Annotated in this window: 17 protein-coding genes and 2 riboswitches; of the genes, 6 read left to right on the top strand and 11 right to left on the bottom strand. The window is 65.6% G+C overall.

All coding sequences use genetic code 11. The features are described 5' to 3' along the window. Nucleotides 1-1,179: an acetyl-CoA acetyltransferase gene (locus tag GDH07_RS25625; RefSeq protein ID WP_031320057.1), complete on the bottom strand. Its 1,179-nt coding sequence runs from the start codon at nt 1,177-1,179 to the stop codon at nt 1-3. A gap of 144 nt (nt 1,180-1,323) precedes the next feature. On the opposite strand from GDH07_RS25625, the gene GDH07_RS25630 reads away from it, so the two are divergent. Beyond that, nucleotides 1,324-1,896: a response regulator transcription factor gene (locus GDH07_RS25630; RefSeq protein ID WP_152899306.1), complete on the top strand. Its 573-nt coding sequence runs from the start codon at nt 1,324-1,326 to the stop codon at nt 1,894-1,896. A gap of 4 nt (nt 1,897-1,900) precedes the next feature. Here GDH07_RS25630 and GDH07_RS25635 read toward each other — a convergent pair whose 3' ends face one another. The 8 genes from GDH07_RS25635 to cobW all read right to left on the bottom strand — a co-directional run bounded on the left by GDH07_RS25635 (nt 1,901) and on the right by cobW (nt 12,784). After that, on the bottom strand, nt 1,901-2,419 hold the full coding sequence (locus GDH07_RS25635) for a hypothetical protein (protein WP_152899307.1): 519 nt from the start codon (nt 2,417-2,419) through the stop codon (nt 1,901-1,903). Between the two features lie 79 nt (nt 2,420-2,498). Then, a complete protein-coding gene (locus GDH07_RS25640) occupies nt 2,499-3,026 on the bottom strand; it encodes a hypothetical protein (protein WP_246196038.1) in 528 nt (175 codons plus the stop codon). An 84-nt stretch (nt 3,027-3,110) separates the two neighbouring features. Beyond that, nucleotides 3,111-4,082 carry a cyclase family protein gene (locus GDH07_RS25645; RefSeq protein WP_152899308.1) on the bottom strand — a complete coding sequence of 324 codons (972 nt, stop codon included), beginning with the start codon at nt 4,080-4,082 and terminating at the stop codon, nt 3,111-3,113. 136 nt (nt 4,083-4,218) lie between these two features. Further along, complete coding sequence (locus GDH07_RS25650) at nt 4,219-5,865, bottom strand: phospholipase D-like domain-containing protein (RefSeq protein ID WP_152899309.1); 1,647 nt, start codon at nt 5,863-5,865, stop codon at nt 4,219-4,221. A 172-nt stretch (nt 5,866-6,037) separates the two neighbouring features. After that, nucleotides 6,038-6,637: a VWA domain-containing protein gene (locus GDH07_RS25655; protein ID WP_152899310.1), complete on the bottom strand. Its 600-nt coding sequence runs from the start codon at nt 6,635-6,637 to the stop codon at nt 6,038-6,040. A gap of 53 nt (nt 6,638-6,690) precedes the next feature. After that, a complete protein-coding gene (locus GDH07_RS25660; protein WP_152899311.1) occupies nt 6,691-7,701 on the bottom strand; it encodes a magnesium chelatase ATPase subunit I in 1,011 nt (336 codons plus the stop codon). Nucleotides 7,702-7,942: 241 nt separating this feature from the next. Then, nucleotides 7,943-11,713, bottom strand: coding sequence for a cobaltochelatase subunit CobN (gene cobN, locus GDH07_RS25665; protein WP_152899312.1), 3,771 nt, complete (start codon nt 11,711-11,713; stop codon nt 7,943-7,945). 3 nt (nt 11,714-11,716) lie between these two features. Beyond that, nucleotides 11,717-12,784, bottom strand: coding sequence for a cobalamin biosynthesis protein CobW (gene cobW / locus GDH07_RS25670; protein WP_022639455.1), 1,068 nt, complete (start codon nt 12,782-12,784; stop codon nt 11,717-11,719). 97 nt (nt 12,785-12,881) lie between these two features. Next, nucleotides 12,882-13,091, bottom strand: a riboswitch (cobalamin riboswitch). 85 nt (nt 13,092-13,176) lie between these two features. Beyond that, nucleotides 13,177-13,398: riboswitch (cobalamin riboswitch) on the top strand. A gap of 97 nt (nt 13,399-13,495) precedes the next feature. On the opposite strand from cobW, the gene GDH07_RS25675 reads away from it, so the two are divergent. From GDH07_RS25675 to cobM, 4 genes are all read left to right on the top strand, one after another. Further along, nucleotides 13,496-13,684, top strand: a complete 189-nt coding sequence (locus GDH07_RS25675) for a CbtB domain-containing protein (protein ID WP_022639454.1) — start codon at nt 13,496-13,498, stop codon at nt 13,682-13,684. A gap of 10 nt (nt 13,685-13,694) precedes the next feature. Continuing rightward, nucleotides 13,695-14,399: a CbtA family protein gene (locus tag GDH07_RS25680; protein ID WP_022639453.1), complete on the top strand. Its 705-nt coding sequence runs from the start codon at nt 13,695-13,697 to the stop codon at nt 14,397-14,399. Beyond that, on the top strand, nt 14,396-14,800 hold the full coding sequence (locus GDH07_RS25685) for a cobalamin biosynthesis protein (protein WP_152899313.1): 405 nt from the start codon (nt 14,396-14,398) through the stop codon (nt 14,798-14,800). Before GDH07_RS25680 ends, GDH07_RS25685 begins: the two co-directional genes overlap by 4 nt. A gap of 81 nt (nt 14,801-14,881) precedes the next feature. Next, nucleotides 14,882-15,628, top strand: a complete 747-nt coding sequence (cobM, locus tag GDH07_RS25690; protein ID WP_152899314.1) for a precorrin-4 C(11)-methyltransferase — start codon at nt 14,882-14,884, stop codon at nt 15,626-15,628. An 87-nt stretch (nt 15,629-15,715) separates the two neighbouring features. On the opposite strand, the gene nfuA is transcribed toward cobM, so the two are convergent. Further along, nucleotides 15,716-16,300 (bottom strand): Fe-S biogenesis protein NfuA, encoded by a 585-nt coding sequence (nfuA, locus tag GDH07_RS25695; protein ID WP_022639450.1) that lies wholly within the window; start codon nt 16,298-16,300, stop codon nt 15,716-15,718. A 138-nt stretch (nt 16,301-16,438) separates the two neighbouring features. After that, nucleotides 16,439-18,730, bottom strand: coding sequence for a fatty acid cis/trans isomerase (locus GDH07_RS25700; RefSeq protein ID WP_022639449.1), 2,292 nt, complete (start codon nt 18,728-18,730; stop codon nt 16,439-16,441). Nucleotides 18,731-18,882: 152 nt separating this feature from the next. On the opposite strand from GDH07_RS25700, the gene metH reads away from it, so the two are divergent. Beyond that, the gene (metH, locus tag GDH07_RS25705) at nt 18,883-22,593 is read left to right on the top strand and encodes a methionine synthase (protein ID WP_152899315.1); all 3,711 of its coding nucleotides are present in this window, start codon (nt 18,883-18,885) and stop codon (nt 22,591-22,593) included. Nucleotides 22,594-22,681: the final 88 nt, after the last annotated feature.

Raw genomic sequence — 22,681 nt, forward strand, 5'->3', positions numbered from 1 at the left:
TCAGGTCCTGACCGCTTGCAGCACGCTGGCATAGTTGGCCACGGCCATGCCGCCCATGTTGAACAGCAGGCCGAATTCGGCGCCGGGCACGCCCAGGCCAATGGGCTCGCCGACCAGCTGGGCAAAGCCCAGGGCATGCATCGATACTCCGGTGGCCCCCACCGGGTGCCCCTTGGCCTTGAGCCCGCCGGACAGGTTCACCGGCAGGCGTCCGCCCTGGCGCACGATGCCGTCGTCGATGGCGCGGTGCCCCTCGCCCTTGGGCGCCAGGCCCATGGCCTCGTAGATCAGCAGTTCGGCGATGGTGAAGCAGTCGTGGACCTCGGCGAAGCTCAGGTCGCCCAGGGTCACCCCGGACTCACGCAGCGCGCCATGGATCGCCCGCTGCGGGCCTTCGAAGGCCAGCACGTCGCGGCTGGCCATGGGCAGCAGGTCGTTGACCTGGACCATGGCGCGGATCGCTACCTGGCGCCGCATCGAGCGGGCGCGATGGGACGAGGCCAGGACGATCGCCGCCGCGCCGTCGCTGATCAGCGAGCAGTCGGTCAGGCGCAGCGGCGGCGCGATCAGCGGGTTGCTCTGGGAGACGCTGTTACAGTGCTCGAAATCCATCAACCGGTGCATCTGCGCCAGGGGGTTGGCCATGGCGTTGGCATGGTTCTTCACTGCGATCGCCGCCATCGAGGCCAGCGGGCTGTGGTAGCGCTCGGTGTACTGCTGCGCCACCTGGCCGAACAACTGGGCGAAGCTCAGGCCGGCCTCCCGCGTATCGTTCTGGTAGCCGGCGCCAGCCAGGGCCCGGGTGACCTCGGCGGTGCTGTTGCTGGTCATTTTCTCCGCGCCCACCACCAGCACCAGTTCGGCGGCGCCACTGCGGATCGCGTTGATCCCGGCCTGGATCGCCGCCGAACCGGAAGCACAGGCGTTCTCGCAACGGGTGGCAGGCTTGAAGCGCAGTTTGGGATCGGCCTGGAGCATCAGCGAGGCGGGAAAACCATCGGACACCAGGCCGGAATTGAAGTGGCCGAGAAACAGTGCGTCGATCTCGGCAGCATCGATCGCAGCGTCCGCCAGGGCTTCGCGCGTGACCTTGACGATCAGGTCTTCGAGGTTCAGGCCATCCAGGCGACCGAAAGGACTATGGGCGGCAGCGACGATGGATACGGAATCGTGGGTCATGGTGATTTTCTTCTGTCCTTGAAGCGGGGATTCCATAGAATGATCCAGCGCCCGAATCCCAAGCTAGTTGGGGCAACTACCTACTCCTGTAAGTAGTGCCCGCCTCCTGGCAAGTGCGCCGACCACCTCGAGGCAGGATGCCCAATGACCCTACATACCCAGCGATTCCAGGACCTCGAGCGCCTGGCATTCCAGGTTTCCCCCGCACCGCAGTTGATCACCGGGCACCGACGGATACTCGACTGCAACCAGGCCTTCGTCCGCCTGTTCGGCTATGAACGCGAGCACCTGCGCGACCACCTGACCCTGCTGCTGTACCCCTCGCACGCCGACTACCAAAACATTGGCGAACGCAGCGAACACTGGCTGCGCAGCGGCCCCAGCGATTCCTACAGCGACGAACGCTTCATGCAGCATCGCAATGGCGAGGTGTTCTGGGCCCGGGCCCAGGGGTTCTCCCTGACCCCGCTGGACCCGTTCGAGCTGATGGTCTGGCACTTCGAGCGCCTGGACCGCCAGACAGCGCCGTCGATCCGCCTGACCCCGCGCGAACGAGAGATATCCCTGCATATCGTCAACGGCCTGACCTGCAAGGAGGTGGCGCGCAAGCTGGGCATCTCCCATCGCACCGTGGAAGTGCACCGCGCCCGGCTGATGAAGAAACTTCAGGCCAAGAACAGTGCGGAGCTGGTGTCGAAGATCATCTTCATCGGTTGAGGAGCTAGGCCAGCATCTCGCTGGCACTGATGCGCAGCAATTGCAACGGGCCGACCGTGGCCCCCTGCACACTGCCACCCTTGTGCAGGATCTGGTTCACGGCATCCATCTCGGCGCTGCGGCCGGCGACCAGCTGGTAAGTGCTGCTGGGCAACTCGGCGGTGAAGCCCTGCTCGACGGTCCAGTAGGCCAGGGTCAGCGCGGCGGTGAAGTAATGCTGGCTGGCAACCGGTACCTGTACCTCTTCGTCGTTGTCGTCATAGACGATGAAATGCCCGACGAAGGATGCCACCCCCAGGCGCTTGAGCATGGGCCAGCTCAGGGCCGCCGGCACGAAGGCATTGAGCTTTTCGGCAACGATCGGCGAATAGCCCCGCTCCTGCAGCAGCTCGACGATCCGGTCCTCGTCGGCCTCGGGGTGGGCTCCCATGACTTGCAAGGCATCGAGCACGGCGCGGTGGGCGGTTTCATGATCGACGTCGGGAGAACAATGGGCACAGTCTGGCGGGCAGGTATCGCTCATGGCAGGTCGAAGGTCCATATCGGTGGTGGAAAACGCGCGGCAGGGTAACCCCATGCCCGCTCGAGATGCCAGCAATGCGTCAGCCGGCTACATCGGCCAGCAGGTCACCGGCGCGGATGCGCAACAACTTCAATGGCCCAAGGCTGCCGCCCTCTACGCTCACGTCCTGGGCCAGGGCCTTGTTCACCGCATTGATCTCGGCACTGCGCCCGATCACACGTTCGTAGGCCTGAAGCGACAGTTCTTCGCTGAAACCCTGCTCCAGGGTGCGCTGGGCCAGTTGCAACGCGGCGATGAAATAGTGCTGGCCGGCAACCGGTATCTGCACTTCCTCATCGTTGTCGTCATAGGCGATGAAATATCCGCTGCAAAGCTCCACGCCCAGGCGCTTGAGTACCGGCCAGCCCAAGGCGGTGGGCACGAAGACATTGAGTTTTTCCGCAGCGATCCGCGAGTGGCCGCGTTCTTGCAGCAGCTCGACGATCCGATCTTCATCGGCCTCGGGATGGGCCGCGATGATCTGCAGGGTCTCGAGTACCGCTCGCTGGGCGCTTTGGTGATCGAGGGAAGAACAATAGACACAGTCTGGCGAGGAGGTATCGGTCACGGGAGGTCGAAGGTCCATATCGGTGGTGGAAACGGGCGGCAGGGTAAACCCTTGGCCGCCCGGACTCCAGCACCCTGGCTGGCGCTACTTGATCACCACCGGGTTCACCGGGGCGCCGCTGCCGCCGACGATCTTCAACGGCGCGGCGGTGTAGAGGAAGGTCCACTGGCCATCGGCCGCGCAGTCCTCAGCCAGGTCCTCGAGCAGCACGATCTCGGTGAAGGCGATGCCCAGGTTGCGCATCAGTGCGCAATGCAGCGGGATCTGCACCCCCGACGCCGGATCGGTGATCACCTCGTTGGCGATGGTATCGGTCACCAGGTTGGGGATCTCCATCTGGTCGAACCACTCCACCAGCTCGCGGCTGTAGGTCAGCCCCGGCTCCACCAGGTCCTTGAAGAACTCGGTCTTGCCGTACTCATAGAAAGCCCCCATGGAGCCGGTGCGGATGATCAGGATGTCGCGCTTTTCGATGACAACGCCCTGGGCCTTGGCCGCGGCCAGCAGGTCCTGGTGATCGAAGGTCTCGCCACGGCCCAGGTACTTCTTGCCCCGGTGGCGGGCCATGTCGATCAGTACCGCACGCCCCACGATCCCGCGTTCGGCGATCGGCAGCACGCTGGCTTTGGCCATGCCACCCACCGTAGTGCTGGCGTCGTAGCCGTTCCACAACTGGTTGTCATACCAGGCATGGCCCAAGGCGTCGTACTGGGTCGAGCCCTGCAACTGCATGAAGATCACGTCGTCGCAATACTCGGCACCGCCGCCCATCGAGGGCTGCTTGCCGGCCTGGTAGTGACTGCGGTCCAGGGTGTTGAAGCGCATGGATGGGCTGCGCGCCGGCCACATCGGATCGCCGCCCGGATGGCCGATCTGCACCTGCAGGGTGAAGGTCTTGCCCTGGCGCACCGCGGCAACGCCACGCAGCACCTCGGCCTGCTGCAGGTAGTTGAGGGCGCCGACCTCGTCGTCTGGCCCCCATTTGCCCCAGTTCCTGGGCAGTCCCTCGAGGAGCCTGGCGATATCGGGCTGGTTGTTGTGGTCGATCCCGCACATATCGATTGCACTCCTTAGCTTGGGTTGGAACAGCCGGACGCCTTCTATACACAACGAGCGCAGTCCAGAGCAAGGTAAGAGTTGCCAGCGCAAGAGCCCCCCCGAGCCGTGCCTGCCCGGGGTCCTTTGTCCAACCTCAACGCCCGGAAAAACGCAGGCGCGAGAGCTGGCGCAAGTCGCCTTCCCGGTAGTAGTCGTCGCTCCAGCTATCGTTGGTGGCCAGGGGCTGGACCTGCTTGAGCGCCAATTGCCGGGCGAAGTAACGGAACCGGTAGTGCTCGTAGAAGCGCAGCAGTTCCAGGCCATAGCGGTCCGCCAGGTCGGTATCGCCACGGATGATCAGGAAGTTCTCGTCGTTGCCCTGGCTGGCGCCGACACTGAGGTTGTGGCTGCCGCTGATGATCACCGGCGCATCGCTGGTGAAATCGGTGACCACAGCCTTGGTGTGCACCAGCAAGTTGCCCTTCTGCCCCTTGAGGCCTTCCTTGAGCCAGCCTTCCAGGCCGTTGTTGAGCAAGGCCGTGGCGGCGAACTCCGCCGTGCGGTCGGCATGGAAACCGGTGATGCGGCTGGCGGTATTCTGCAGGCCATAGCGCAGCACGTCGTCGTGGGGCTGGCCGAGCAAGGCATCGAGGATCCGGTCGGGCAAGGCAAAGGCGGTGACGAACAGCAAGTCACGGCGGGCGCCGTTGATGATCCGCACGAACTCGTCGAGGTCGCCCTGCCCGGTTCGCGGCGAGAAACCGGCGAACAGCGCTGCCGCAGGCTGCATGGGGTTGTGCTGGGTCAACCATTTGCGGGTGGCACCGACATCCGCCGGCGCTGCCCAGATCTGCTCGAACACTTGCAGGTAGCGGCTGGCGATGTCCGTGTTGTCCAGGCAGTGCACCACGTTGGCCTGGCGGTACACGCCATTGGCGGTGAAGTTGGTGCTGCCGCACAGGACCGCGATGTCCTGGCGCTGCCCGCCGGCATCCAGGCGACCGAGGACGATGAACTTGTCGTGGAAGATGGCGTGGGTCACTCGCCCGCGCTTACAAGCCTCGGGCAAGTGCTGCAGGCTGGCCTGGTTCTGCGCCGTGTCATCGTCCCCGGGACCTGCGTGATACAGCACCCGCACCTGCACGCCCCGGTCGAAAGCGGCATTGACCGCAGCGACAATGGCCGGCAACTGGTACTCGTAGATGGCGATATCCAGGCACCAGCTGGCATCGGCGGCCCGCTGGATGAACCCCAGCAGTTGCCCCAACAGGCCGTTTTCCAGCCATTGCCGGGGCGCGTCCGGCCAGGCTTCGATGGGCAGGTTCTTGTTGGCGCTGAGCAAAGCGTCCAGCTCGGAAAACTTGCGCGAGAACGCCTGGCTGGCAGCCACTGCCCGATTGAAGATCACCCGTTGCCCGGCAGGCAGGCCATTATCGGCGGTGATGCCAAGTTGCAGCATTTCTCCCAATTGCGGCGCAGCGGCGCTGCCATAGACCAGGTACACCCGGTAATTGAGGGTGGCACCGGGGTGGACGGCGTAGTCGGCCCAACGGAATTTCTGCAACGGCGCCTGGTTGCTGGGCGTGGCGTTGTACTGGGGGAAGGTGTGGGTCTTGCCGGGGAAAGTCAGGCTGTTGAACAGGAACAGCCAGGGCTTGTCGCCGGTCTGTTTCTCGATGGCGAAACCCAGCAAGCCCTGGCGCCGGCTGGCATCCAGGTCCATGGCCAGCAGCACGCCATTGGTGCCAGCGTAGGCCTTGACCCGAAAATCGTCCTTGTCGTTGTGCACCAGTACCCGCATGGCATCGCTCCACTGATTGGCGCAGGCAGTGTAGCTGCCGCTACCGGCCGTGCATGGCTCGATATGAGCCCTGGGACAGCGCTCTTGGAGCAACAGGTAGATCGCGCTACCAAGCCTTGCGGCCACTGCGCGCCCGTACGCAGCCTCGGCACGAGCCACGGGGCTTGGGGTCCTACAGGTCGATATGGTGGTAGTCGGCGCCCAGGCGCTGGGCCAGCTCCCGGGCGCGACCGAGGCGGATCGGGCTGCGCTCGATGTCCAGCAACAGGGTCGGACAATTCAGAGCGTCGACCGGCGGCAGGGTCTTCAAGCGCCCGTCGGTGATCAGCAACACCCGCTGCTGTTCTGCCGGCCAGCGCCGTTGCCGCTGCTCCAGCCACTGCCGGGCCTCGGCCAGGGCCTGGGGCAATGGCGTACCGCCGCCGGCGCCCAGGCCATCGAGCCAGTGCCGCAGGTCCTTGGAAGCCTTGAGCCCCTGGACCTGCCAATGTGGCGCCCGACCGCTGGCGGTGAGCAAGGCCAGGCGCGCCCGCTGCCGGTAGGCATCGTCGAACAGCTGCGCCAGCAGGCCCTTGGCATCGCTCAAGGCGTGATGCCGGCGCGTCGAGGCCGAGGCGTCGACGATCACCAGCCACAACTCATGGGGCGTGCGACTGCGCAGTTGCCACAGCAGGTCCTCGACCAGGCGTGGGCGGCCCTTGAGCAAGGTGCCTGGCCAGTTGATACGACCGCAACTCGCCGCCCGGCTGCGGCCTTGTCGTCCCTGGTCCAGGCGCCCCGGCCGGGGCTTGGCATCCGCCCCCAGGCCAGAGCGGGAACGGATGCCTAGGGCTTTTTTGGCCAGCTGGGTACCTCGCGCCGGGCGCCGGTGGGCAGTGCCTGGGCCGGCATGTCACCCCATTGGCCCGCGCCTTCGCGGGCCTCGCGCTGCGCCCCGGACTGCTGCGGTGCCGGCGACTGGGGCTGCTGCGCCGGTGCGGCGGGCGCCTGCCCGCGCCGATGGCGCAAGGCGAATTCCGCCACCGCGTCGATATCCTCCTCGGCGATGGCCGAAGCGCCACGCCAGGCGGCATGGGCCCGGGCGGCCCGCAGCCAGACCAGGTCGGCACGCAAGCCGTCGACCCCGGCGGCGAAACAGCGCTCGGTGATCTGCGCCAGGGCCTGGTCATCCAGGGCGATACGCTCCAGCAGCATCCGCGCCTGCTGGCAGCGCTGGCGCAGTTCGGCCTGGGCCTGGGCCCATTGGTTGCAGAAACCCTGCGGGTCGCTATCGAAATCCAGGCGCCGACGGATGATCTGCCCGCGTTCCAGAGGCAGGACCTGGCCGCTCAAGGCCACGTTGAGACCGAAGCGGTCCAGCAGTTGCGGGCGCAACTCGCCCTCCTCCGGGTTCATGGTGCCGATCAGCACGAACTTCGCCGAATGCCGATGGGAAATGCCATCGCGCTCGATGAGGTTGGTGCCACTGGCCGCCACGTCCAGCAGCAAGTCCACCAGGTGGTCGGGCAGCAGGTTGACCTCATCGACATACAACACCCCGCCGTCGGCCTTGGCCAGAACGCCCGGGGAGAACTGCGCCCGCCCCTCGCCCAGGGCTGCATCCAGGTCCAGGGTACCCACCAGCCGCTCTTCGCTGGCCCCCAGGGGCAAGGTGACGAACTGCCCGCTGGCCAGCAAATCCGCCAGCCCCCGGGCCAGGGTCGACTTGGCCATGCCCCGTGGCCCCTCGATCAACACGCCACCGATCTTCGGGTCGATGGCGGTCAGGCACAGGGCCAGCTTCAGGGCATCGGCGCCGACCACGGCCGACAAGGGGAAATGCGGGGTGTCGCTCATCTAGGGTTCTCGCTTGGGTCGGGGGTCCCGAAGGACGATTTCGCGAGCCGGCTCGCGATCGAGTGCGCAGCATTCGCCGCGTCAGGGCACCTCTAAAAAACGTAGGCGAAGCAGTCAGCGCAAGGCAAAAACAGGCGAAAAAGCGCAGTTTACAAGGGGTCAATGAGCATTTTGACCGGGCTGGCGCACCAGCCTGTTTTTAACGCAGCGATGACAACGCAGGTAGTTTTCAGAGGTGCCCTCAGGAGTCTTCTTCTATATCCAGCAGCAGATGCTCCAGGGCCTCGCGATAGGCTCCGGGCTGCTGCCACAGGCCGCGCTGCTGGGCCTCCAGCAAACGCTCGGTCATATCGCGCAAGGCGTGGGGATTATGCTGGCGAACGAACTCGCGGGTCGAGTCGTCCAGCAGGTAGGCATCGGCCAGCAAGGCGTACTGATGGTCGTCGATCAGTTCGGTGGTGGCATCGAAGGCGAACAGGTTGTCCAGGGTCGCGGCCATTTCGAAGGCACCCTTGTAACCGTGGCGCTTGACCCCCTCGATCCATTTCGGGTTCACCGCCCGGGAACGGATCACCCGGTTGAGCTCTTCCTTGAGGCTGCGGATCTTCGGCAGGTCGGGCTGGCTGTGATCGCCGTGGTAGCTGGCGACCTTGGCCCCGCCCAGGCTTTCCACCGCCGCCAGCATGCCGCCCTGGAACTGGTAGTAGTCGTTGGAATCCAGCAGGTCGTGCTCGCGGTTGTCCTGGTTCTGCACCACCGCCTGGACCCGGCCCAGGCGAGCGGCGAACTGTTCGCGGGCGGCGGTGCCTTCATCGCTGCCGCCGTAGGCGTAGCCGCCCCAGTTGAGGTAGACCTCGGCCAGGTCCTCGCGGCTCTGCCACAGCCGACCGTCGATGGCGCCCTGGACCCCGGCGCCATAGGCCCCGGGCTTGGCCCCGAAGATCCGCCAGCCAGCCTGGCGCGCCGCTGCTTCCGGGTCCAGGCCGCCAGCCTGCAAGGCTTCGCGTTCGGCACGGACCCTGGCCGCCAGGGGGTTCATGTCGGCCGGCTCGTCCAGGGCCGCCACCGCCTGCACCGCCGCGTCGAACAGGCGGATGAGGTTGGCGAAGGCATCGCGGAAGAACCCGGAAATCCGCAGGGTCACGTCGACCCGAGGCCGGTCCAGCAGGCTCAAGGGCAGGATCTCGAAGTCGTCGACCCGCTGGCTGCCGGTGGCCCAGACGGGCCGCACGCCCATCAGCGCCATGGCCTGGGCGATATCGTCGCCACCGGTGCGCATGGTGGCCGTGCCCCAGACCGAGAGGCCCAGCTGCAGCAGGTGGTCGCCGTGATCCTGCAGGTGGCGCTCGAGGATCAGGTTGGCCGACTGGAAACCGATGCGCCAGGCAGTGGTAGTGGGCAGGTTGCGCACATCCACGGAATAGAAATTGCGCCCGGTGGGCAGCACGTCCAGGCGCCCGCGACTGGGCGCGCCGCTGGGGCCCGCCGGCACGAAGCGGCCTTGCAGGGCATCGAGCAGGCCGCGCATCTCCGCCGGGCCGCAGGCATCCAGGCGCGGTGCCACTACCTCGCGCAAGCCTTCGATGATGCTGCGTACCGGCTCCCAACCGGCTTCGTCCAGTTGTGCTACCGGGCCTTGCAAGGCTGCCTCGATCAAGCGCCCGGCGTAGATTTCCAGACGTTCACGCACATCGCCAGCGGTGCGCCACAAAGCATCGCTGAGCTGTTGCAGGGGCTGTGGGCGCCGCCCGGTCCAGGGTTCGGCCAGGGCGCAATCCAGCGGATCGAACCCCAACTCGAAGGCCTTGGCCAGGGCCCGCAACAGGCTGGCGTGGGCGCCCTTGCCATCGCCCCGGGGGATGCGCAGCAGGGCCAGCAACGTATCGATGCGCAAGCGCCCTTCTGGCGATTCGCCGAACACATGCAGGCCGTCGCGGATCTGCGATTCCTTGAGATCGCACAGGTAGGTGTCCAGCCGTGGCAGCCAGAGCGCCGCATCGGCTTCGCCTTCCAGTGGTCCGTCCAGTTGCAGCTCGCGGTCGATCTGGGTCTCGCGCACCAGGCGCAAGATGTCCCGTTGCAGCTCCCGGGCGCGGCGCGGGTCGAGCAACTGGGCCTCGTAATACTCGTCGGCCAGCAGCTCCAGGTTACGCAGCGGGCCATAGGTTTCGGCGCGGGTCAGGGGCGGCATCAGGTGATCGATGATCACCGCCTGGGTCCGGCGCTTGGCCTGGGCGCCCTCCCCTGGGTCGTTGACGATGAACGGGTAGATGTTCGGCAGCGGCCCCAGCAAGGCGTCCGGCCAGCACTGGGCCGACAGGCCGACACCCTTGCCCGGCAGCCACTCGAGGTTGCCGTGCTTGCCGACGTGGATCACTGCGTGGGCGCCGTAGACCTGGCGCAGCCAGAAATAGAACGCCAGGTAGGCATGGGGCGGCACCAGGTCCGGGTCGTGGTACACCGCGCTGGGGTCGACCTGGTAACCCCGGGCCGGCTGGATGCCGATGAAGGTCAGGCCCAGGCGCAGGCCAGCGACCATCAGCCGCCCGTTGCGGAACATCGGGTCCTGCTCCGGGGCGCCCCAGCGCTCCAGCACCGCTTGGCGGTTGGCCTCGGGCAATGCCTGGAATAGGCGCTGGTAATCGTCCAGGGCCAGGCTCTGCTGGCAAGGGCGCAGGTCGAGGCTGTCCAGATCGTTGCTGACGCCACCGAGCAATTGCTGGATCAGCTCGGTGCCGCTGGCCGGCAGCTCGCCAGGCAGCGGATAACCCTCGGCCTGCAAGGCCTTGAGAATGTTCAGCGCCGCCGCCGGGGTATCCAGGCCCACGCCGTTGCCGATGCGCCCGTCGCGGGTCGGGTAGTTGGCCAGGACCAGGGCGATGCGCTTCTGGTGGTTGTCCAGGCGGCCCAGCTCGACCCAGTTGCTTGCCAGCCGGGCGACGAAGTCCATGCGCTCGGGCTGGCCGCGGTAGCAGACCACGTCCGACTGGCTGCGCTCACTGCGCCAGGCCAGGTCCTTGAAGCTGATGGGCCGGCTGATGATGCGTCCATCCAGTTCGGGCAAGGCGATGTGCATGGCCAGGTCCCGTGGGCCCAGGCCCTGTTCGCTGGCCTGCCAGCCCGGCTCGTTGTCCTGGGCGCAGATGGCCTGGATCACCGGGATGTCGCGGCGAAACGGTCGCAGGTGTGGCGCCTCGGGGCTGGACTGGGCGAAACCGGTGGTGTTGAGGATCACTCCCGCACCGGTCTCATCCAGCCAGTCTTGCACCTGCGCCAGGCAGCCAGGCTCCTTGAGGCTGGCCACGGCGATCGGCAAGGGGTTGAGACCGGCAGCCGCAAGGCGCTGGCAGAACAGGTCGATGAATGCGGTGTTGGCCGCCTGCAAGTGCGAGCGATAGAACAGCAGCGCCGCCACCGCCTGGCCGGGCTGCCAGTGGGCCTGCCAATCCGCCAGGCTGGCCTGGCTCCTGGCCGGGTGATAGAGCGCGGTGCGCGGCAGCACCTGCGGTTCGCTCCAGGGGTAATCGCGCCCCAGCAAGCCGCTCAGGCAGCGGTAGAAATTCAACGCATTTTCTCGCCCGCCCTGTCGCAGGAACTGCCACAGGCGGTCGCGCTCCACGGCCGACACCGTGCTCAGGTCGCTGAGCTCCGGGTCGGGCCGGTCGTCCCCCGGCACCAGGATCAGTTGCACCCCGCGCCGGGACAGCTCCACCAGTTGCTCGACGCCATAACGCCAGTAGGCGATGCCACCGTGCAGGGAAATCAGGATGACCTTGGCATGGCGCAGCACCTGGTCGACGTACAGGTCCACCGAGGCGTGGTTCTGCACCTGCATCGGGTTGGCCAGGCGAAAGCTGGGGTAGTCCGCTGGCAGTTGCTCGGCGGCCTCGGCCAGCAGCGCCAGGCTGGAGTCGCCGCTGCACAGGATCACCAGCTCGGCGGGGGTTTGTCCAAGGTCGGCGATGTTGTCATCCGACACGAATCCGCCGGGCTGGGTCCTGAGCAGGTGCATGGGTCAGGCGCCCAGGGCGGCGCGCAGTTGCGCTTCCAGCTGGGTTGCATCCAGTTCCTGGCCGATCAGCACCAGGCGGGTGATGCGTTTCTCATCAGCGCCCCACTTGCGGTCGAAGTGCTTGTCGAAACGGGTGCCCACGCCCTGGAGCAGCAGGCGCATCGGCTTGCCGGGGATCGCCGCAAAACCCTTGACCCGCAGGATGCCGTGCTTGACCACCAGTTGGGTCAGGGCATCGAGCAGCAGGCTTTCGTCGGCCTCGGGCAGCTCGATGGAGATCGAGTCGAAGGCGTCGTGGTCATGGTCGTCATGATCGTCGCCGTCATGGTGATGGTCATGGTGGCTGTGACGGCTGTCGATGTGCTCCTCGGAACCGGCACCCACGCCCAGCAGTACGTCCAGGGGCAGGCGCCCGCTGCTGGCCTCGATCACCTTGACCGCCGGCGGCAGCTCCTCGGCCACTTCCTGGCGGACCTTGGCCAGGTCGGCCGGATCGATCAGGTCGGTCTTGTTGAGGATCACCAGGTCGGCGCTGGACAACTGGTCGGCGAACAGCTCGTGCAGTGGCGACTCGTGGTCCAGGTTGGGGTCGAGCTTGCGCTGGGCGTCCACCTGGTCCGGGAAGGCGGCGAAGGTGCCGGCGGCCACGGCCGGGCTGTCGACCACGGTGATCACCGCATCGACGGTGCAGGCGCTGCGGATTTCCGGCCACTGGAAGGCTTGCACCAGGGGCTTGGGCAGGGCCAGGCCGCTGGTTTCGATGAGGATATGGTCCAGGTCGCCACGGCGGGCCACCAGTTCACGCATCACCGGGAAGAATTCTTCCTGCACGGTGCAGCACAGGCAGCCGTTGGCCAATTCGAAGACCCGGCCGCTGGCCTCTTCCTCGGTGCAGCCGATGGAGCACTGCTTGAGGATCTCGCCGTCGATGCCCAGTTCGCCGAACTCGTTGACGATCACCGCGATACGACGACCCTGGGCGTTGTCCAGCATGTGCCGCAGCAAGGTGGTCTTGCCCGAGCCCAGGAAGCCAGTGACGATGGTGACGGGAAGTTTGGCCAGTGTTTTCATCGGATGCCCTTTTGGCGAAGGAGGCGGGCATACGGGACGACAGGCACGGCGCGGGCCAGGTGCTGATTTCGCCACCGGATCACCCCGCCCGGTTGTAGTGAGAATCTGGGTCGAGGCAGGTCTCCTGGCTGGGGGCTTGCCAGTCCAGAACTGGCGCTTCCTGTGCCTTCCCGCCGGCGTCATGGACGCCAGGCAGTGGCCGTGCAGGAATGGAACCCTTCACAGTTGCGGGGGCAGCCGCGGCTTCTACCGCGTTCCCGTCTTAGCTTCGACCGCTGGCCGAAGAACCTCGAAGGCGCAAGGCTACGCAGAGGGCGGAGGACGGTCAATGCACATATGCGACGGCTTCCCGTGCCAACCGGCGATTGACGGCGCTCCCTTGCCCATGATTTGCTACACAACTTGTTACGGGTGCCCTTCACAGGGTGAAACGGGAAACCGGTGAATCACGCGCTTGCCAGCGGTGACCAGTCCGGTGCTGCCCCCGCAACGGTAAGCGAGCGAAGTGTCAGATCCACTGTGCCCCCGGGCATGGGAAGGCGACACTTGCCGGCATGGCATGACCCGCCCTGCCCCTCGCGAGCCCGGAGACCGGCCCGCAATACACGAATAACAAACCCGCGGTGGGCGGGCGCTGTTGCAAACCCTGCGTGAACGCCACGCGGGGTTTTCCTGCGCCGCTTCCCGCCGACAAACCCAAGGGAACGCGCCATGTCGACCATCAGCAGCACCAGCCATTCCGCCAGCAGCACCGCCACCCTGAGCCAGCGCCTGGTAGCCGCCATCGGTGCCTCGATCCTTGGCGCCTGCCTGGTGTACTTCGCCGGCTTCTCGCATATCGAGGCGGTGCACAACGCCGCCCACGACACCCGCCACAGCGCCGCCTTCCCTTGCCACTGAGACCCGTCCGATGATCAAGCGTATCGCGCAAACCGCGGGCTTCACCGGGCTGCTGGCCGCCCTGCTGCTGACCTTGCTGCAAAGCTTCTGGGTCGCGCCATTGATTCTCCAGGCGGAAACCTACGAAAAGGCCCCGGCCACCGAGGCAGTCCATGAACACGCCCCGGGCGCCATGGCCGGGCACGTCCACGATGAAGAAGCATGGGAACCGGAGGACGGCTGGCAGCGAGTGCTGTCCACCACCGGCGGCAACCTGGTGGTCGCCGTGGGCTTCGCCCTGATGCTGGCAGGCCTCTACACCCTGCGCGCACCGAGCCGCACTTCCCAGGGCCTGCTCTGGGGCCTGGCCGGCTACGCCACCTTCTGCCTGGCACCCACCCTGGGCCTGCCGCCGGAGCTGCCGGGCACCGCCGCGGCCGACCTGGTGCAGCGCCAGACCTGGTGGGTCGGTGCCGCTGCGTCCACTGCCGTGGGCCTGGCACTGATCGTGTTCGCCGGCAACTGGCTGCTGAAGTTGCTGGGCGCGGCCATCATCGCCGTGCCCCATGTGATCGGCGCTCCCCAACCGGAAGTGCATTCGATGCTGGCCCCCGAAGCACTGGAGGCACAGTTCAAGATCGCCTCGCAATTGACCAATGCCGCCTTCTGGCTGGCCCTGGGCTTGATCAGCGCCTGGCTGTTCCGGCGCAAGGGCGAGGATGGCCAGCGGGCATGATCACCGAGCCGGCCCTGGTGGTCGGCCTGGGTTGTCGCAAGGGCTGCCCGGCCAGCGCCCTGCGCGCCCTGCTGGACCAGGTGTTGCGGGCCCATGGCCTGGACCTGGGCCAGGTACGGGCCCTGGCCAGCATCGACCTGAAGCAGGCTGAACCGGGCCTGCTGGAGCTGGCGCAGCAGTTGTCGCTGCCATTGACCTTCTTCAGCAGTGCCCAACTGGCGCCCTACGACTCCCGCCTGAGCCACAGGTCGCAGGCCGCATTCGAACGCACCGGCTGTCATGGCGTCGCCGAAAGCGCCGCCCTGGCCATGGCCGAATGCCTGCAAGCAGGCTCGGCGCAACTGCTGGTGCCCCGGCAAAAATCCGCCGAAGCCACCCTGGCATTGGCTGTTTGCCCGTAGAATCACCGATAATCCCCGCCCTCGATCATGAGCGATCTTCATCATGAAGCCCGCTCGCCCCCTTTTTCACAGGACACTGCCATGACTGTCTACTTCATCGGCGCCGGCCCCGGCGACCCGGAACTGATCACCGTCAAGGGCCAGCGCCTGATACATCGCTGTCCGGTGATCATCTACGCCGGCTCCCTGGTGCCCCAGGCGGTGCTCGAGGGACATAGCGCAGTACGGGTGATCAACAGTGCCGAGCTGCATCTGGAACAGATCATCGAGGCCATCCGCGAAGCCCATGCCCAGGGCCAGGATGTAGCCCGGGTGCACTCCGGCGATCCAAGCCTGTACGGCGCCATCGGCGAGCAGATCCGTTGCCTGCGGGAGCTGGGGATTGCTTTCGAGATCGTCCCCGGAGTCACCGCCACCGCCGCCTGCGCCGCATTGCTGGGAGCGGAGCTGACCTTGCCCGATGTCTCCCAGAGCGTGATCCTCACCCGCTACGCGGACAAGACCAGCATGCCGGCCGGGGAAGAGTTCGCCAGCCTGGCGGCCCATGGCGCCACCATGGCCATCCACTTGGGGGTCAACCACCTGGAGCGTATCGTCGCCGAACTGCTGCCCCACTACGGTGCCGACTGCCCGATCGCGGTGGTGCACCGGGCCACCTGGCCGGACCAGGACTGGGTGCAGGGGACCCTGGCGGATATCGCAGCCAAGGTAGCCGCCAAGGGCTTCCGGCGCACCGCGCTGATCCTGGTGGGCCGGGTATTGGCCGCCGATGCCTTCAGTGAGTCGTCGCTGTACCGCGCCGGCCACGCCCACCTCTATCGGCCCTGACCTACTTGCTCACGCCCAGGGGCCTGGTTCCAGGCATAAAAAAACGGCGCTCACGGGGCGCCGTTTTTTTGTGTCGCAGCGAACGCCTTAGTAGTAGGCGTTTTCTTTCTGCGTATGGTCAGTGACGTCGCGCACGCCCTTGAGCTCAGGAATACGCTCGAGCAGGGTGCGCTCGATGCCGTCCTTCAAGGTCACGTCGGCCTGGCCACAACCCTGGCAACCGCCACCGAACTGCAGCACGGCGATGCCGTCTTCGACCACGTCGATCAGGCTGACCTGGCCGCCGTGGCTGGCCAGCCCGGGGTTGATCTCGGTTTGCAGGTAGTAGTTGATGCGCTCGTTGATCGGGCTGTCGGCGTTGACCATGGGCACCTTGGCGTTGGGAGCCTTGATGGTCAGCTGGCCGCCCATGCGGTCGGTGGCGTAGTCGACGACTGCATCATCGAGGAAACCTTCACTGAAGGCATCGATGTAGGCAGTGAAGCTCTTGAGGCCCAGGGCCTTGTCTTCGGGTTTTTCTTCGCCCGGCTTGCAATAGGCGATGCAAGTCTCGGCGTACTGGGTACCTGGTTGGGTGATGAAGATGCGGATGCCGATCCCCGGGGTGTTCTGCTTGGACAGCAGATCAGCCAGATAATCGTGGGCGGCGTCGGTAATGGTTATGGCGCTCATGATGGTTCCTCGCAGACGTGGGCGCAGTTTACGCCAATCGATGTCGCTGAAAAAGTCCTAGTGTTTTTGTCAGGATAGACCTTGGTCTGAGACGCCCCCGCAGGCTTCTGCGCATCCGGGGGCGGCGACCGCTCTATCTCAGAGGTTTTCGTAGCGGTTCATATCCATGACCCCAGCCTCGACCGGATCGGTTTCCTGCAAGAAGCGGGTCTGGTCATGGAAGTACTGCCAGAACTGCGGATGGCTGCGACGGATGCCCCAGCGCTCGACGATCTTCTCGAAGCTTTCGGCATCGCGGGCTTCCTGCATGGCCGTGACGAACTCCGGCACCTCGGCGGACGGGATGTCGAACATGAAGTTCGGATAGCTGCTGAGGATGCCGGGGAAGATGGTCAGGGTATCCAGCCCCGGCTGGTAGCGCAGCGATTCGCCGAGCATGAAGGCCACGTTGCTGTGGGCCCGGTTGCGCAGCATGCTGTAGAACTGGCGCTTGCCGCCGGGCGTCTGGACCCGCAGCAAGGTGGCTTCAGGCAACTGCTCGATGACCTTGAGCCCGGCCGCCGGCCGCGACGCCAGACCGCTCAGGGCCTGTTCGGCATCTTGCAGGGCCGGGTCGATGTTGGGTCGCGAGCAATAGGCGCTGTCGCAGCGGTTGATCGGGTCCGGCTTGGCATTGAGCTCGCCGTAGCGCGCCAGCAACTGGTTGGCGAAATCCTTCTTCGGATCCTTGGCGTCCAGCTTCAGGGCGCTGCGCTTGCTGTCGTCGATGGACTCGTAGTCCAGCCACATCTTGAACTTGCCGCTGTTCTGGTACCAGTCGTCGAGGAAGTCCTCGCGGGTGCCGGCGGGCATCAGGCGCAGGAAGTTCTGCTCGGCGCCATTGCGGATCAGGTCGAAGTACAGCCGGGTCTGGGCCTGGTGCGAGACGTTGCCGAACACGTCGAAGTTCACTGCCAGCTGGTAATAGGTGCGCTCCAGCAATGGATAGTCGAACAGCCACATCGTCTGCGGAATCTCGCCGATCAGGCCCTTGGTCACCGAGGCGCTGTCGAAGTGCCGAAAGATGCTCAACAGCGCGTTGTCGTTGCCGGCCCACAGTGTCGACCAACTGGGCGCCGGGGCCTCGGCATAGGAATCGCGGCGCAGGACCTCGTACTCGTTGCGCTTGTCGCGGTAGGCCAGCCACAGGCTGAGCACGCTGCCGACATCGTCGTTCTGCCCCGGCATCGCCAGCAGGGGCGTGGCCTGGCCGCGATAGGCCGGGTCAGTGATGTACAGGTCATGTTCCGGGGCCTGGAACAGCGCCCAGAAGTTGTCGCGGATCACATCGGTGGCGATCTGTCCGCGGCATACCGGGCCCCGGATGAAGGTACGCACGAAGTACTCGGCGTTATCCAGCATGAACTGGTAGCGGGCCTTGGCCGGAATCGCCTCGAAGGTCTCGAACGGGTTGGCCCGGCGCGCCGGCCCATAACCGGGCAAGGCGTTGACCTGCCAGTCGCCGCTGTAGAACAGGGTCTTGACCCGGGCCAGCTTCGCCGCACCCAACGGGTAAGTGATGTGGGTCTTGTGCACGATCACCCCTTGCACCGGCCACAGGCGGTAGTACACCTGGGTGCCCGGGTCGTCGTTGGGGCGTCGGGTATTGATCAGGTCGATGGGCTGGCCAGTGGGGGTACGCGAGCGCACCCACTGGAAGAAATGCCCCGGCTCACCGCCTTCGAAATAGATGTGGGCGAGGAACCAATGCTCGTAGAGCCAGCGCGCCACCAGGCTTTCCCGGGCGCCAGGGGCGTTGAGCAGGTTTTCCCATTGGACCACCTGCAGGCTTTCCCGGGCGCTGGGGGCCAGGCCCTGCTCATCGATCGGCGCGCCGGAAGCCAGCCAGCGCTGTAGCGTCTGGTACTGCTGGCTGGTCAGGCCGGTGACCGCCAGGGGCATGCCTTCCTTGGGATGGGCGCCGGCATACCCGTCGAACTCGGCCGGCTGCGGGCACATGTTTTCCCGGTTCAGGCCCAGGACGATCTCACTGGGCAGCTTGGCATTGGGTTGCAGCGGCGTACGGTGCCCCAATTCCAGCATGCGCGCCATCAGTGCCGCCTGGCTGCCCTGGGCGTCGAGCACCGAATAGAACCCGCGGCTCTGCCAGGCCGCCTTGCCGCTGGCGTCGTAGAACAACCGGGTCGGATCCTGGGCCTTGCTCCGCTCACCGTCGTATACCGGCGCCTTCGACGCGCCACGGGCGGCACCTTCGCCACTGCCCAGGTTGAGCTGGCAAGCCGAGTCGTAGCAGGCATGGCAAGCCACGCATTTCTCGGTGAAGATCGGCTGGATATCGCGGGTATAGGAAATCGCCGGCGCCGGACCTTGCGCCATGCACAGTGAACTCAATAGCAGCAGCACGCTGCTGACGGCAAAACGATACGGCATGTCCCTGGTCCCGAAAGTAAAAACGTCGCGATTCTACCGGTCCGCCCGGCGAACCAACATGAACGATATTCATGCAAAACCGACACATGCCGCAAAACCATGCAGGTTTGCTATTCTCCACGCCCTCGTAATGGCCTTTCCAGGTAGCTCCCATGTCTGACCGCAGTGCTCGCCTCCACGCTCTCCAACAAGCCCTCAAGGAGCGCATCCTGATCCTCGATGGCGGCATGGGGACCATGATCCAGAGCTACAAGCTCGAGGAGCGGGACTACCGTGGCGAACGCTTCGCCGACTGGCCCAGCGATGTCAAGGGCAACAACGACCTGCTGGTACTGACCCGTCCGGACGTGATCGGCGCGATCGAGAAAGCCTACCTGGACGCCGGGGCCGACATCCTCGAGACCAACACCTTCAACGCCACCCAGGTGTCCCAGGCCGACTACGGCATGGAAGCGCTGGTCTACGAACTGAACGTAGAAGGTGCCCGCGTGGCTCGCAAGGTGGCCGACGCGAAAACCCTGGAAACCCCGGATAAGCCGCGCTTCGTCGCCGGCGTCCTGGGCCCGACCAGCCGCACCTGCTCGATCTCCCCGGACGTCAACGATCCGGGCTATCGCAACGTCACTTTCGACGAACTGGTGAGCAACTACACCGAGGCCACTCGTGGCCTGATCGAGGGCGGCGCCGACCTGATCCTGATCGAGACCATCTTCGACACCCTCAACGCCAAGGCGGCGATCTTCGCCGTGCAGCAGGTGTTCGAGGAGGACAACGTCGAACTGCCGATCATGATCTCCGGCACCATCACCGACGCCTCCGGCCGCACGTTGTCGGGCCAGACCACCGAAGCGTTCTGGAACTCCGTGCGCCATGCCAACCCGATCTCGGTGGGCCTGAACTGCGCCCTGGGCGCCAAGGACCTGCGTCCCTACCTGGAAGAGCTGTCGACCAAGGCCGACACTCATGTTTCGGCCCACCCCAACGCCGGCCTGCCCAACGCCTTCGGCGAATACGACGAAACCCCGGCGGAAATGGCCGCGGTGGTCGAGGAGTTCGCCGCCAGCGGCTTCCTCAACATCATCGGCGGCTGCTGCGGCACCACTCCGCCGCATATCCGGGCCATCGCCGAGGCCGTGGCCAAACACAAGCCACGGGTCATCCCGGAGATTCCCAAGGCTTGCCGACTGTCGGGCCTGGAGCCGTTCACCATCGATCGCCAGTCGTTGTTCGTCAACGTCGGCGAACGCACCAACATCACCGGCTCCGCCAAGTTCGCCCGGCTGATCCGCGAAGAAAACTACACCGAGGCCCTGGAAGTCGCCCTGCAGCAGGTCGAGGCTGGCGCCCAGGTGATCGACATCAACATGGACGAAGGGATGCTCGATTCCCAGGCCGCCATGGTCCGCTTCCTCAACCTGATCGCCGGTGAGCCGGACATCTCCCGCGTGCCGATCATGATCGACTCCTCCAAGTGGGAAGTGATCGAGGCGGGCCTCAAGTGCATCCAGGGCAAGGGCATCGTCAACTCGATCTCGATGAAGGAAGGCGTCGAGCAGTTCAAGCATCACGCGCGCCTGTGCAAGCGCTACGGCGCGGCCGTGGTGGTCATGGCCTTCGACGAGGTCGGCCAGGCCGACACCGCCGCGCGCAAGCGCGAGATCTGCCAGCGCAGCTACGACATCCTGGTCAATGAAGTGGGCTTCCCGCCGGAAGACATCATCTTCGACCCGAACATCTTCGCCGTGGCCACCGGCATCGAAGAGCACAACAACTACGCCGTGGACTTCATCGAAGCCTGCGCCTACATCCGCGACCACCTGCCCTACGCCCTGACCAGCGGCGGGGTCTCCAACGTGTCGTTCTCGTTCCGTGGCAACAACCCGGTGCGCGAGGCGATCCACTCGGTGTTCCTCTACCACGCGATCCAGAACGGCCTGACCATGGGTATCGTCAACGCCGGCCAACTGGAGATCTACGACGAGATCCCGCCGGCCCTGCGCGACAAGGTCGAGGACGTGGTGCTCAACCGCACTCCGGAAGGCACCGACGCGCTGCTGGCCATCGCCGACGACTACAAGGGTGGCGGCGCCAGCAAGGAAGTCGAGGACGAGGCCTGGCGTTCACTGCCAGTGGGCAAGCGCCTGGAACACGCGCTGGTCAAGGGCATCACCGCCCATATCGTCGAGGACACCGAGGAGTGCCGCCAGCAGTGCGCGCGGCCGATCGAGGTCATCGAAGGCCCGCTGATGAGCGGCATGAACGTGGTTGGCGACCTGTTCGGCGCCGGCAAGATGTTCCTGCCCCAGGTGGTCAAGTCGGCCCGGGTGATGAAACAGGCCGTGGCTCACCTGATCCCGTTCATCGAAGCCGAGAAAGGCGACAAGCCCGAGGCCAAGGGCAAGATCCTCATGGCCACGGTCAAGGGCGATGTGCATGACATCGGCAAGAACATCGTCGGCGTGGTGCTGGGCTGCAACGGCTACGACATCGTCGACCTGGGCGTGATGGTGCCGGCGGAGAAGATCCTGCAGACCGCCCGCGACGAGAAGTGCGACATCATCGGCCTGTCCGGCCTGATCACCCCGTCGCTGGACGAGATGGTCCATGTCGCCCGCGAGATGCAGCGCCAGGATTTCCACCTGCCGCTCATGATCGGTGGCGCCACCACCTCCAAGGCCCACACCGCGGTGAAGATCGAACCCAAGTACAACAACGACGCGGTGATCTACGTCACTGACGCCTCCCGCGCCGTGGGCGTGGCCACCCAGCTGCTGTCCAAGGAACTCAAGCCCGGTTTCGTCGACAAGACCCGCCAGGAATACGTGGAAGTGCGCGAGCGCACCGCCAACCGCAACGCCCGTACCGAGCGCTTGAGCTACCAGCAGGCGATCGCGGCCAAGCCGCAATATGACTGGGCGGCCTACCAGGCCACGACCCCGTCCTTCACTGGCGTGAAGATGCTCGACAACATCGACCTGCGCGAGCTGGCCGAGTACATCGACTGGACGCCGTTCTTCATCTCCTGGGACCTGGCCGGGAAATTCCCGCGCATCCTCACCGACGAAGTGGTCGGCGAGGCAGCCACGGCGCTGTACAAGGATGCCCGCGAGATGCTCGACAAACTGATCGACGAGAAGCTCATCAGCGCCCGGGCGGTATTCGGCTTCTGGCCGGCCAACCAGGTCAACCATGACGACATCGAAGTCTACGGCGACCACGGCCAGACCCTGGCCACCCTGCACCACCTGCGCCAGCAGACCATCAAGCCCGACGGCAAGCCCAACCTGTCCCTGGCCGACTTCGTGGCGCCCAAGGACAGCGGCGTGACCGACTACGTCGGCGGCTTCATCACCACCGCCGGCATCGGCGCCGAGGAAGTGGCCAAGGCCTACCAGGACAAGGGCGACGACTACAGCTCGATCATGGTCAAGGCCCTGGCCGACCGCCTGGCCGAAGCCTGCGCCGAATGGCTGCACGAACAGGTGCGCAAGGAGCACTGGGGTTATGCCAGGGACGAACACCTGGACAACGAGGCACTGATCAAGGAGCAGTACAGCGGTATCCGCCCTGCCCCGGGCTATCCGGCGTGCCCGGACCACACCGAGAAGAGCACCCTGTTCGCCCTGCTCGACCCCGAGGCCAGCGAAGGCAAGGCCGGGCGCAGCGGCGTGTTCCTCACCGAACACTTCGCCATGTTCCCGGCGGCGGCGGTCAGCGGCTGGTACTTCGCCCATCCGCAGGCGCAGTACTTCGCCGTGGGCAAGGTCGACAAGGACCAGGTGCAGAGCTACACCCAGCGCAAGAGCCAGGACCTGGCCGTAAGCGAACGCTGGCTGGCGCCGAACCTGGGTTACGACGACTGATCGCAGCCGCTTGTGCAGGGGGTGCCAAGCACCCCCTGATGCCCGCCGGTATTGTCTATGCTCTGTTGACACCCAACCGTGTCGAGGG

The organism is Pseudomonas piscis (assembly GCF_009380155.1).
In the GTDB taxonomy this organism is placed as follows: domain Bacteria; phylum Pseudomonadota; class Gammaproteobacteria; order Pseudomonadales; family Pseudomonadaceae; genus Aquipseudomonas; species Aquipseudomonas piscis.

What these genes read in the sequence shown, in the direction of transcription:
- GDH07_RS25625 (WP_031320057.1), bottom strand. Translation starts at nt 1,179, where the DNA reads ATGACCCACGATTCCGTATCCATCGTCGCTGCCGCCCATAGTCCTTTC.
- GDH07_RS25630 (WP_152899306.1), top strand. Translation starts at nt 1,324, where the DNA reads ATGACCCTACATACCCAGCGATTCCAGGACCTCGAGCGCCTGGCATTC.
- GDH07_RS25635 (WP_152899307.1), bottom strand. Translation starts at nt 2,419, where the DNA reads ATGAGCGATACCTGCCCGCCAGACTGTGCCCATTGTTCTCCCGACGTC.
- GDH07_RS25645 (WP_152899308.1), bottom strand. Translation starts at nt 4,082, where the DNA reads ATGTGCGGGATCGACCACAACAACCAGCCCGATATCGCCAGGCTCCTC.
- GDH07_RS25650 (WP_152899309.1), bottom strand. Translation starts at nt 5,865, where the DNA reads ATGCGGGTACTGGTGCACAACGACAAGGACGATTTTCGGGTCAAGGCC.
- GDH07_RS25660 (WP_152899311.1), bottom strand. Translation starts at nt 7,701, where the DNA reads ATGAGCGACACCCCGCATTTCCCCTTGTCGGCCGTGGTCGGCGCCGAT.
- cobN (WP_152899312.1), bottom strand. Translation starts at nt 11,713, where the DNA reads ATGCACCTGCTCAGGACCCAGCCCGGCGGATTCGTGTCGGATGACAAC.
- cobW (WP_022639455.1), bottom strand. Translation starts at nt 12,784, where the DNA reads ATGAAAACACTGGCCAAACTTCCCGTCACCATCGTCACTGGCTTCCTG.
- GDH07_RS25675 (WP_022639454.1), top strand. Translation starts at nt 13,496, where the DNA reads ATGTCGACCATCAGCAGCACCAGCCATTCCGCCAGCAGCACCGCCACC.
- GDH07_RS25680 (WP_022639453.1), top strand. Translation starts at nt 13,695, where the DNA reads ATGATCAAGCGTATCGCGCAAACCGCGGGCTTCACCGGGCTGCTGGCC.
- GDH07_RS25685 (WP_152899313.1), top strand. Translation starts at nt 14,396, where the DNA reads ATGATCACCGAGCCGGCCCTGGTGGTCGGCCTGGGTTGTCGCAAGGGC.
- cobM (WP_152899314.1), top strand. Translation starts at nt 14,882, where the DNA reads ATGACTGTCTACTTCATCGGCGCCGGCCCCGGCGACCCGGAACTGATC.
- nfuA (WP_022639450.1), bottom strand. Translation starts at nt 16,300, where the DNA reads ATGAGCGCCATAACCATTACCGACGCCGCCCACGATTATCTGGCTGAT.
- GDH07_RS25700 (WP_022639449.1), bottom strand. Translation starts at nt 18,730, where the DNA reads ATGCCGTATCGTTTTGCCGTCAGCAGCGTGCTGCTGCTATTGAGTTCA.
- metH (WP_152899315.1), top strand. Translation starts at nt 18,883, where the DNA reads ATGTCTGACCGCAGTGCTCGCCTCCACGCTCTCCAACAAGCCCTCAAG.